This is a genomic window from Paraburkholderia sp. CNPSo 3274, assembly GCF_024206475.1.
GTDB lineage: Bacteria > Pseudomonadota > Gammaproteobacteria > Burkholderiales > Burkholderiaceae > Paraburkholderia.
The window spans coordinates 45978-56226 of sequence record NZ_JAMBPR010000060.1 but is presented as its reverse complement, the minus strand read 5'-3'; the positions used below and the strand labels follow the sequence as shown (position 1 = coordinate 56226).

The window sequence follows — 10249 nt, the reverse complement described above, 5'->3', positions numbered from 1 at the left end:
CGGGCGCAAACCCCGATCCCGCTCTTCCTTGCGCACCCAGCTACGCAGCGTCTCGCCCGAGCAGCCCAGCTTCGCTGCGATCGAGGCGATCACTTTCCATTGCGATTCGTGGTCGCCCTGATGTTCCAGTACCATTCGCACAGCCCGCTCACGAACTTCCGGCGAGTACCTTGGGGACTTCTTCTTGGTGTTTTCCATAGCTCCATTTTCTCAAGAAGTGGAGCCTCCGGAAATCCCGGGGCGGTTCAGGACCTTCAATCGCGCAATCCCAGTTGCTCACGGTCACGTCGACGGGGAGAACACGTACTCCGTGGCGCTTTGCATCCTGGACAAGCTGGGACGGTGAATAGAACCCCATCGGCTGGGAGTTGAGCAACGCACATGCGAACACCGTGGGTTCGTGACACTTCAGCCACGCGCTCGCGTAGACCATCAGGGCGAAGCTGGCCGCGTGGCTTTCCGGGAAACCATACTCACCGAAGCCCTGGATCTGCGCGAAGATCTGCTCGGCAAATTCCCGCTCATACCCCCGCTGGAGCATGCCGTTGACAATGCGGTCGTAGTAGACGCCGAGGCCTCCCTTGCGGCGCCACGCAGCCATCGCACGGCGCAACTGGTCGGCCTCCCCCGCAGAAAAGCCCGCCGCAAGCATTGCAACCTGCATCACCTGCTCCTGGAAAATCGGCACGCCCAGCGTACGGGCTAGTGCCTGCTCCATCTGTGGACTCGGGGAACGTCACCGGCTCGATCCCCTGGCGCCGGCGCAGGTACGGGTGAACCATGCCGCCCTGGACCGGGCCCGGCCGCACGATTGCCACCTCTATCACAAGGTCATAGAACTGGCGCGGCTGAAGACGTGGAAGCATGCTCATCTGCGCGCGCGATTCGATCTGGAAAACACCCACCGTATCCGCCCGGCAGATCATTTCGTAGGTTGCGGAATCCTCGGCGGGAATGTCCTGCAGCTCAAACACTTTACCCCGCTTTTCCGAAATCAGGTCCAGCGCGCGGCGCACCGCCGACAGCATGCCCAGCGCGAGGACGTCAATCTTCAGGAGTCCAAGTGCTTCGATATCGTCCTTGTCCCACTGAATAATTGATCTGTCAACCATCGCGGCATTCTCGATGGGCACCAGGCGCGAGAGCTTGCCGCGGCTGATGACGAACCCGCCGCTGTGCTGCGACAGATGACGCGGAAAGCCAAGGAGCAGGGTGGCGAAATCGGCCCACTGCGCAATGAGTGGCGCCTGTGGGTCGAGGCCCGCTTCGGCAAAGCGGCTCAGCAGGTCTTCCTTCGAGTCGAACCAGTGATGGGCCTTGGCAACGCGATCGACGATGGCCGGGTCAATGCCGAGCGCCTTGCCCGACTCCCGCAGCGCACTGCGTGGACGATAGGTCGTTACGGCAGCCGTCAACGCCGCGCGATCGCGTCCGTACTTGCGGTAGATGTACTGGACGACTTCCTCACGTCGCTGGTGCTCGAAGTCGACATCAATGTCTGGCGGCTCGCCGCGCTCCTTGCTGATGAAGCGCTCGAACAGCATTGACGAGCGTGCAGGGTCGACCTCGGTCACGCCCAGGCAGTAGCAGACCGCGGAGTTGGCAGCCGAGCCACGTCCCTGGCAGAGAATCCCCTCGTTGCGCGCGAAGCGCACGATGTCATACACGGTAAGGAAGTATGGCTCGTATCGAAGGTCGGCAATCAACGCGAGTTCGTGCTCGATCTGCGCCTGGACCTTGTGCGGAATGCCAGCGGGCCACCGCCGGTGAGCGCCGGTATACGTTTCCTGGCGCAGGTAGGCTTCGGGCGTGAAGCCGTCGGGCACAAGTTCGTCCGGATATTCATAGCGGAGCTCGTCGAGAGAGAACGTGCAGCGGCGCGCAATCTCGACCGTCTCGGCGAGAGCGCGTGCCGGATAGAGATTGGCCAGACGTAATCTCGAACGCAGATGCTGTTCGGCGTTTGGCGCGAGGTCATAGCCGCACTCGGCAACCGGCCGCCCGAGACGGATCGCGCTCAGCACGTCCTGAAGCGGCTTGCGCGAGCGAACGTGCATGACCGGAGCGCCGGTGGCCACCACGGGCACGGCGTGGCGCGTTGCAGCCCGCTCGATCGCTCCGCGATGAAGGTCGTCCATCGCGCGGGCGTGAAGCGTCAGCGCGATCCGGGCGCGTTCACCGAACGTCGCTGCGAACCATTCGAGTTGCGCATCGAGGCGCGCCTCATTGGCCGGGTACTCCGGGTTGAGGATCGCCATGCAGTCCGGCAGTCCCTTCAGGTGTCCGTGAGAAGCCTCGGGATGGTCGAGGTCGCGTGTGGCGAGCCGGTAGTTACCCTTGTCCGCGCGCATGCGCGCAAGCGTGATCAACTCGCTGAGATTGCCGTAGCCCTCCCGCGTCATGGCAAGGGCGGTAAAGCGCAGGGCGTGCGAGCCGTCGGCATTCGTCAGCGCAAACTCGGACCCCACAATGAACGGGATACCCGCGTTTTTCGCTTCGACGTGCGCGCGCACGACCCCGGCCAGCGAGCACTCGTCCGTGACGGCGATTGCGGCATAGCGCAGCTGTGCCGCACGCGCGGCGATGTCGTCGGCGTGCGAGGCACCGCGGAGGAAGGAGAAGTTCGACGCACACTGGAGTTCGGCATACGCCGGCAGTCCGCCAAAGTCAGGTGCAGGCATAGCTTGCGCGCGGCCCGGGCGGCACCTGATCCATTGGATCCGGACGCCCGATTCCGTCTTTCCGCCCCTCAATTGATACTGTACGTTTATACAGTAGTATTCTAGCCCAATCTGGCTGGCGGGGCCAAACTTCGGCTTTTCCCGGAATGAACCGGACTCTGGCGGGCTAACATCGCGGAAAATCCGGCCACAACCGGTTCACAGCAAATGGAGCACAAACGATGGGACAGGCAAAACAGTGCGGGACGCAGGAACAACGCATCGCGCAGGCAAAGGCGAAGATAGATGCGTTGCGCCCGGAGAAGCTGGTGTGCGGTGCGCGCAAGACCGCATTCAACGACTTCGACGCACTCGACACGCGAAACATGGCGGGTATCCAGGCGGCATTCGGCGGCATCTGTCCGTCGTGCGGGGAGACGGTGCTGTCCTTCAGCGGCGAGAAGGACGCTGTCGCGAATGCCATGCTGGCATGGCAGGACGCGATGGAAAATGAAGGCAAGCTCGGCAAGCAGTCGTCGACGGGCGAACACGTCCCCTTCGATGAACAGCAAGACTCATGACGTTCGCAGGCGCGTGAGCGCAGGATTGAATGGTCCGGGCTGACGCGCCAGACGCCGGATTGACAACCACTACACATATCGCGCGGCAAAGCCCCGCGCGCAGGGAGGGCCAATCATGAGCACGCACGACAACGCTGAGGTACTCCTCGCGTGGTTTCGCGAACGCGCAAGCGCGACGGTGAGCGAGATTGTGGCGTCCGGACTGATGAACTCGCGCACGGCTTCTGATGCTGTGCAGTACGCGCTGCGCAATGGGGCGCTTGAGCGCATCGTGCGTTCAGGCGCAAGCGCGAAGGACCGCGTTCACTATCGGGCAACCGGCATCGCCTTGCCCGCGCCCCGGGCGCAGGCAGGCCAGCCGTCTTTTGATGGTCTGCTGACCGCGTGGGGCATCGTTCTTGAGCCGCCCCGGCTTCTGTCGACGGAGTCCCGCAGGCACCAGATTTCGGATAGCGGATTGCCAGATAGCGAGTAGCAGGAAAGCGTTGCTCACAACTTGGAAGCGCTCTGGTTCTGGTATGCCTCGGTACAGGAGGGGGCAACTGCCAATGTGCCCGGGAGGCCGGCGTCCTGATGTAGCCTCGTGGTTTGTCTTTGTGGGTCAGCCACCGGATTGAAGCGCGACAACAATCGTGCCGTTATCGAAGGAAAGCATCCTTAATCCTTCCCTGTCATGGCCCGAACCAGGCGAGGCGCGTCGACGCGCCGCTGCGGCATTCCCTTGGCTGTTCGTTTGCTTCCCCTGCCGGAGAGCGCCGTCCGTCAGCGGATGATCGCGTACCACATCACGCTGTCCAGCCTCCGGCTGCAGCGCGGCGATCTTGCGCATTTCGTGACGATGGCACAGATCATCGTCAGCACCTCACACCTCTTCGACGCGGGGTATGGCCGGGCGCGCATTGAGGGCTTGACCGAAGCGCACGACGCGCTCGAGCGCAGCCTGCGCGCGGCGCTGGCGTCTGGCATCTGGGGTATCGATCAGGCAACCTTCGAACTGTTCGCAGAACTGCTGACGTTACACGAGGAGCAGTTGCATGTCGCTCCACTCGAAGCCGTCACACGTTCCTCACAACCCGCTCACCTGAGTCGGGCAGACGGGATCCGGAGTGTGCACCAGGCGGCGGCGTGACGATCACGCCAGAGGCTGTCTGGGGGCCGTTCTGCGCCCAAGCGCACTCGCGGCGGATAACTGGATCACAGCGTTAACGCCCCTGTGCCAACTCCCGCATTTCAGCCAAACAGGCCGTGAAGAAACCAGCGTGGCTCGCGCTCATCACGACTGCCGACGCGCTCACGAAATACCCAGTAGTGCAGATTGTTTTCGGCTTCGGCGACGAAGTAGTCGCGCGTCACGATGTGACCGTCCTGCCAGCCACACTCGATCCGCTCGCCGGGCGATACCATCCGCAGCGGCGTGCCGTAGAACGGGCGGTGACCACGCATGATGAGCTGGATGGGCACCTCAAGGAGCCATGCCGGGCGAGGCAAATCCCGCGGCAGATCGATGCGTGAGGGTTTGGATTCGCTGCTGACCGGCACCCACTGCGCGGCGACTTCGGGACGGAAATCGGCGACGGGTGCCGCTCTCATCACATTCCCTGAACCCAGCCTTGCCGTGAGCAGTTCCATGAGGCGCGCGTGGTCCTGAGGCGATCCGCCTGGTTCCGGAAACAGCGAGTTACTTGGTGCCTCAGCTTCCCGTACATCTTTCGCTTCGAGCCTCAATGCAATGACCGGCGCCGCGAGTTCGATCCGCGAGAGTCGCTCCTTCAGCAGCCGGACGAGGTGTTCTTCGTGCCACGTCGGCTCGCCCAGCGCGACTTCCACGCCCGTTGGGGGAATCGCATCGCGGCCGCGCTCGTGCTCGAGCGAGACAACGAAACGCGCGACGGCAAGCTGGCGGCCGGCAAGCCAGCCCGTCATCTGCAGCGTAAGCCGGCGCGCTGCGAAGAGCGCCGCTTCAACGTGTTCGATGCGGTCCGGCAACTCGACGCGGGCATCGAACGCGGGCGGCATCGTGAGCCATTCGTGGACTTCAGGGGCTTCACCTTTCGCGCGGTCAAGTGCATCGAGCAGCGCGGTGCCGCAGCGCTTTTTCAGTCCGGCGCGCGGCAGGCGCGTCACGTCATCGATCGTCGTGCATCCAAGCCCATCGAACCATTCGGCGAAACGTCTCGCGGGCGGCAGCACGCCCAGAGGGATGCGCTTTAGTACACGCGAAAGGGACCGCTGTGTGAGCGCGACGCCACCACCGGCGCGCGCAATGAGCCAGGTCGCCTCGGCGGTCGGTGCGATCGACGCCGTGCACGTCACGCCGAAGTCTGCAACCGTGCGACGCACGCGCCGGTGAAGCGCGCGCAGGCCACCGAAAAGCCGCAGGCTGGCAGTCACATCGGCCAGAACGACGTTCTCGTCGGCGATCACGACGTTCGGCGTGAACTGGAGCAGGGCGAACGCGACGCCACTTACCGTCTGTTCTTCACGCGTGAGTTCACGCTCCCTGAGGTTCGCGTTCGGTGCGAGCGTCAGCACGCCGCCGCGGCGCATGCCATCGACAACCCCCTGCGCCCGCGCGGCTGCGTCGGCATCGAGCACGCGGCCTTTTTCCAGAACAACGAAACCGTTGTCAGACACCGGCATGTACCAGGTTGGGCAGAAACTCTCGATGGGCAGGCGTGGCAGATGAACGCCGATCCAGTGGTGCATGACGATTCAGGAGAACGGGCGACGGAGAGAGCGCAACGAATACGGGCTTGTCGCGATGCGGTCCGCGGCGTTTGATGAATGAGACGTTCACACCGTCGGGCGCGGCGTCGATCGAAACGCGCAACGGAGCGGGCGACGTCGCGTTCGCCGCAGCGGTAGGGCGAAAAAGGAATAGCAACGTATCCGCGTGCTGCGCGGCCAGGTGCAGGCGGCGCAGCGCCTCCGGGCGTACCTGCTGCTGCCAGAACAGCAGCGCTCCTGCGGTTCCGGCGCGAAGGACCTGTTCCGCTGCCCACAGGCTGTCCGCGGTCGTGGCCGCCTTGAGCACGCGGATGTTTTCAGCGCCCACGCCCCACCAGGTGAGCGCCGCCGGCTGCAGTCGATGCGGTGGCTGCAGGGCAAAGACTGGCCGGGTTGCGACGGCTTCAAGCGCAGCTTTAAGCAGACGCAGTTCGCCGCAGCCCGGTTGCGGGACGATCACTTCGGTCAAGGCCCCCGTCGGCCAGCCGCGGCCCGGCAACTCCGCGTCGAGCGCCTCGTGTCCGCTCGTCACCGTGCGGCCGTGCGCCGAACCCAGTTGCGAGGCACGCCACAAATCCGGGTGTATTGCCTCGACGTTCAGTAGCGGCAGCGCCATGGTGCCCCCAATAAATACCTGTATATATATACAGGGTGCGCCGGGAGACCGGTGCAGGTCAAGGGGTGGAAGTCCCCGACGTTGTAAGAGTTAGCGACTCACAATGTCCCCGAGTCATGCGTGGCCAACCGCGAGGCGGGTCGCGAAGCGTTGACAGGGGTGTTGATAGGCCAGCCATTGAGCCACGAAATGTTTATAAACCCGAGTGCCGACGTAATCCTGTATGCGGAAGGCAACACCGCGCAGTGCGCTATCGCGAGTACCGCGCGGGCTCGGCGGGGTCATAGAACCTGGCATGTCAATACGATCTCCACTCGGGAACCGGGAGATCTCCCGTTCGACCGCCGGTGGCAGCACAACCCGGCGGTCCGCATCGGGAAGGCGAGGAGCCGAAGCCGATGATGTACGAATGGGAGAAGTCAGACTCGCCCATAGTAGCGACGAAGCTGGCGAACAAACCCGGGGAACTGGGGGCGGAGTCGGTGGAGCGAAGGGGCGGGGCCAAGGGGAACACGGACTGGTCGCGCACGCGCCGGACTCAGAGCCGGATAAGCGTGTCCCAGAGGCTGGGACGTGTGCGTCAAGCCGCAAGGCAAAGGAAGAAGGAGAGGTTCACGGCGCTGTTCCATCTGATCGACATTGACCTGCTGGAAACGGCGTTCTTCTGGCTGAAACGGAGGGCGGCGGCCGGGGTGGATGGCGTGACGTGGCACGACTACGAGCAAGACTTGGAGGGAAACCTCAAAGACCTGCATGGACGCCTGCACCGGCAAGCCTATCGTGCGTTACCCAGTCGCCGTCGGTACATCCCGAAGGCGGACGGGAAACTACGCCCGCTTGGTATTGCGGCGCTGGAGGACAAGATCGTTCAGCGCGCGCTGGTGGCGGTACTCAACGCAGTCTACGAGACGGACTTCCTGGGATTTTCGTACGGGTTTCGGCCGCAGCGCAGTCAACACGATGCGCTCGACGCACTCGCGACGGGAGTTGCCCGGACAAACGTGAACTGGATATTGGACGCCGATATCAGCCGGTTCTTCGACACTGTCAACCATGACTGGCTGATCAGATTTGTCGAGCACCGGATAGGCGACCAACGCGTGATTCGGTTGATCCGCAAATGGCTGAAGGCAGGCGCGATGGAGGACGGGGTGATCGAGCCAACCGACGAGGGGACGCCGCAAGGGTCGGTCATCTCGCCGCTGCTGGCGAACATCTACCTGCACTACGTCTTCGACCTCTGGGCGAACCAATGGCGCAAGCGCCACGCCGAGGGGAACGTTGTGATTGTTCGATACGCCGACGATATTGTCGTCGGGTTCGACAAACTGCGAGACGCAAAGCGGTTCAAACGAGCCATGCAACAGAGACTGGAATCATTTGGGCTGTCGGTCCACCCGGAGAAAACCCGGCTGGTCGAGTTCGGGCGCTTTGCGGCACGAAATCGGGCAAATCGGGGGCTGGGCAAACCTGAGACTTTCAACTTCCTTGGCTTCACTCATATCAGCGGCCGCGCACGAGATGGGAACTTCATGCTCATGCGCAAAACCCGAAGCGATCGGCTACGGGCGGCGCTGCAGAAGGTGAAGGATGAGTTGCGGCGCAGATGGCACCAGTCGATTCCCGAGCAAGGGGAGTGGCTGAGACGTGTGGTGCAGGGGTACTTCAATTACCACGCAGTCCCAACTAACTTCCGGGCCATACGAGCGTACCGTGCCCACGTCATTGACCTATGGCGTCGCGCGCTTCTCCGGCGCAGCCAGAAAGACAAAACGACCTGGGCAAAGGCGCTCCGACTGACGAAGCAGTGGATACCCCTTGCTCGTATCCTTCACCCTTGGCCTGTTGTGCGCTTTGACGCCAAACACCCAAGGCAAGAGCCCGGTGCGCGAATCGCGCACGCCGGGATCCGTGCGGGGGGTGTCCAGTAATGGACATTCCTACCGCGATTATCGTATCGGGTCTGCTCGCAAAAGTCACGCGGTCAGTCGGTGTGTGACTGCTTTGTATTCAAATCATGTTGAATTGCGATCTTGCGCCAGGACGCACTTTCTGTAACTCCAAAAAGTCCTTGCATGCTCCTATTTTTCGACACTACAATAAGTTGCATGAGAATCACATTTGACCTTGCGAAGGACGCGTCGAACCAGGAAAAGCACGGCGTATCGCTCGCCGAGGCTGCGCGGCTCGACTGGGATGGGATGCTGGCGGTCGAGGACATGCGGCACGAGTACGGAGATGATCGGTACAGGGGCATTGCCCTGTTAGGCGGAAGGCTGTATAGCGTGGTTTTCACGCCCCGCGACGAAACCATGCGCATCATCAGCCTGCGCAAGGCGAGTAACACGGAGATTGACGCTTATGAGCAAAGCTAAGCTGACACGCAACACCGCCGCAGAGGAAGCAGCAATCCAGCGCGGAATCGAGGTCGATCCGGACAACCCGGAATGGACGGCTGCGGATTTCGCCAGGGCGCGTCCATTCGCTGAAGTCATGCAAAAGCGCATGGGCCGCCCGCCGAAGGAGAATCCGAAAGAGCAGGTCACGATGCGCTATGACGCAGAGGTTCTGGAGGCGTTTCGTGCGACCGGCGCAGGCTGGCAGACGCGCATGAATGACGCGCTAAAAACCTACCTGAAAGAGCACCCGCTCAAGGCAGCATAAGAAAGCTGTGGAGTGGCTTGTGGTTGAAACGGCGTTCGGCCAGTGCCGACGAGTATCGGACCATGAAGCTGCCGACGGTCCGGTGGGGCGGCAGATCGGTCGCCGGATCGCGCGACCGGGTCACACGCTGGCACCGGGACGCTGCCAGATCGGGCAGCGCCCTCTGGCAACCGGCAGATCGGTCAACGGTCGGTGGCTGGCGGGAAAACAGGTCGACGCCGGTCAGGAATGACGTCTCGCGGAGGACGCGCCTCGGTGCGCGTCACATTTGCGCTTGCTGACGGGGAAGACGTAGCAAGCACAACGGGCCTTGCGGCCCGTTGTCTGATCAGCGCTCAAGCCGCCACTCGGGCAGCTCGGGAAATGCACTTCGTGTCGATGTCTTCGCCCGCTTGCGCAGTTGCGCCTTCGTCCCGGAAGTGACCACGACCTTTTTCTTGCTGGAGCGCGAAACACTCACCACGACGCTCGGCGGGGTCGCCACATCCGGCTTGGGCTTCTTCAGGGTTTCGCTCATATCGGCTTTTCACCGAGATAGTCTAGCCGCTTTGTCCAGGCCGGGCTTTGCGCCGCCAGGTCAAACTCCATCTATATGAACGGCCCCTTTTGTGCCAGCTTTCTCATGCATTGACAAGAGAGTAGAGCCGTTTCCGAAGGAGAATTCGCTCTCCTCCGGCCGTCCATACGTGCACCGGGTGGTTTCCCGGCTATCGTGTTTCTCTCGTGTGGCACATCGATGCACGCTGTGAAGGATACCTGAATGTATCGTGAATAACGCTTGTGCGATCGGGGAGGGAAGACCGCGATTTGAGCCAAAGTGAGGTTTCATGGCTATGTCTGCGATCGACATGTCTGGATTCCGGCACTTCCTGAACGCCGCAGTCTGGGCGACCTCGTCACGCTCGCGTGGGCCATTGAGCCTAACGATGAAGTTCTGGCAGTGACGCGTATCTTCGCGTTGAATCTGCTGGACACGGTTGTGAGAAACGGCCGGATTCTGG

At 62.4% G+C, this 10249-nt stretch carries 10 protein-coding genes and 1 pseudogene; 6 read left to right on the top strand and 5 right to left on the bottom strand.

From position 1 onward, the window contains the following. Both M3I54_RS32030 and M3I54_RS32025 read right to left on the bottom strand, forming a co-directional pair. Positions 1 to 198: transposase (locus M3I54_RS32030; RefSeq protein WP_254341894.1), on the bottom strand; the 198-nt coding region annotated here is incomplete at its 3' end. A gap of 49 nt (positions 199 to 247) precedes the next feature. Next, positions 248 to 2681: pseudogene (locus M3I54_RS32025) on the bottom strand (error-prone DNA polymerase); the annotation flags it as partial. A gap of 221 nt (positions 2682 to 2902) precedes the next feature. On the opposite strand from M3I54_RS32025, the gene M3I54_RS32020 reads away from it, so the two are divergent. The 3 genes from M3I54_RS32020 (at position 2903) to M3I54_RS32010 (ending at position 4370) form a co-directional block, all read left to right on the top strand. Beyond that, positions 2903 to 3241: a hypothetical protein gene (locus tag M3I54_RS32020; RefSeq protein ID WP_254343127.1), complete on the top strand. Its 339-nt coding sequence runs from the start codon at positions 2903 to 2905 to the stop codon at positions 3239 to 3241. A 115-nt stretch (positions 3242 to 3356) separates the two neighbouring features. Next, positions 3357 to 3716 carry a hypothetical protein gene (locus M3I54_RS32015; RefSeq protein ID WP_254343126.1) on the top strand — a complete coding sequence of 120 codons (360 nt, stop codon included), beginning with the start codon at positions 3357 to 3359 and terminating at the stop codon, positions 3714 to 3716. A gap of 246 nt (positions 3717 to 3962) precedes the next feature. Continuing rightward, positions 3963 to 4370 carry a hypothetical protein gene (locus M3I54_RS32010; RefSeq protein ID WP_254343125.1) on the top strand — a complete coding sequence of 136 codons (408 nt, stop codon included), beginning with the start codon at positions 3963 to 3965 and terminating at the stop codon, positions 4368 to 4370. A 101-nt stretch (positions 4371 to 4471) separates the two neighbouring features. Here M3I54_RS32010 and M3I54_RS32005 read toward each other — a convergent pair whose 3' ends face one another. Continuing rightward, a complete protein-coding gene (locus M3I54_RS32005) occupies positions 4472 to 5947 on the bottom strand; it encodes a DNA polymerase Y family protein (RefSeq protein WP_254343124.1) in 1476 nt (491 codons plus the stop codon). Continuing rightward, complete coding sequence (gene imuA, locus M3I54_RS32000) at positions 5868 to 6584, bottom strand: translesion DNA synthesis-associated protein ImuA (RefSeq protein WP_254343123.1); 717 nt, start codon at positions 6582 to 6584, stop codon at positions 5868 to 5870. Before imuA ends, M3I54_RS32005 begins: the two co-directional genes overlap by 80 nt. Before the next feature lie 401 nt (positions 6585 to 6985). Here imuA and ltrA point away from each other — a divergent pair, with 401 nt between their 5' ends. The 3 genes from ltrA (at position 6986) to M3I54_RS31985 (ending at position 9248) form a co-directional block, all read left to right on the top strand. After that, positions 6986 to 8515 carry a group II intron reverse transcriptase/maturase gene (gene ltrA, locus M3I54_RS31995; protein ID WP_375542252.1) on the top strand — a complete coding sequence of 510 codons (1530 nt, stop codon included), beginning with the start codon at positions 6986 to 6988 and terminating at the stop codon, positions 8513 to 8515. A 177-nt stretch (positions 8516 to 8692) separates the two neighbouring features. After that, positions 8693 to 8959 (top strand): BrnT family toxin, encoded by a 267-nt coding sequence (locus M3I54_RS31990; protein WP_254343121.1) that lies wholly within the window; start codon positions 8693 to 8695, stop codon positions 8957 to 8959. Continuing rightward, positions 8946 to 9248 (top strand): BrnA antitoxin family protein, encoded by a 303-nt coding sequence (locus M3I54_RS31985; protein WP_254343130.1) that lies wholly within the window; start codon positions 8946 to 8948, stop codon positions 9246 to 9248. The genes M3I54_RS31990 and M3I54_RS31985 overlap by 14 nt, the downstream gene beginning before the upstream one ends. Before the next feature lie 328 nt (positions 9249 to 9576). Here M3I54_RS31985 and M3I54_RS31980 read toward each other — a convergent pair whose 3' ends face one another. Continuing rightward, positions 9577 to 9765 (bottom strand): hypothetical protein, encoded by a 189-nt coding sequence (locus tag M3I54_RS31980; protein WP_254343120.1) that lies wholly within the window; start codon positions 9763 to 9765, stop codon positions 9577 to 9579. Between the last annotated feature and the right edge of the window lie 484 nt (positions 9766 to 10249).